The 502-nt window shown below is 47.8% G+C and carries 1 pseudogene; it reads left to right on the top strand.

What is annotated here, in order from left to right:
* Positions 1-502 (top strand): annotated as a pseudogene (locus tag R8O10_RS27830) (ABC transporter permease); the annotation flags it as partial.

Below are 502 nucleotides of genomic sequence, written 5' to 3'. Positions count from 1 at the left end.
TACGGAAGTAAGCAACCACTTACTTTCTCAAAAGGGAAAGAGTTCAATGGATTATTTGAAACCGTACTCGGATCGGACGTCGCCAAACAATTGGGTTACCAGATAGGCAGTGAAATCATCATTGCCCATGGTATCAGTGATGTTGGCTTCAGCCGTCACGATAAACTGCCATTCAAAGTTGTTGGTATTTTAGCTCCAACTGGCACACCAGTAGATAAGACTGTTCACGTCTCGTTAGAGGCGATCGAAGCCATTCATGTCGGTTGGGAAAGTGGTGCACGCTTGGGCCCAACACCGGATGCCAAGGTATTACAAGAAAGGGACTTTCAACCAAAACAGATCACTGCCATGCTTGTGGGCTTGAAATCGCGCATTCAAACTTTTGCGTTGCAAAGGCAGATCAACAACTACCCGAAAGAACCTCTCAGTGCAATTATGCCCGGTGTCGCGCTACACGAATTGTGGGGCATGATGTCTGTCGCAGAACAGGCCTTGATGGCGG

The organism is Vibrio sp. 1727 (genome assembly GCF_033344415.1).
GTDB lineage: Bacteria > Pseudomonadota > Gammaproteobacteria > Enterobacterales > Vibrionaceae > Vibrio > Vibrio alginolyticus.
Note: the sequence above shows the minus strand (reverse complement) of the source record. Positions and strands in the feature narration are given on the sequence as shown.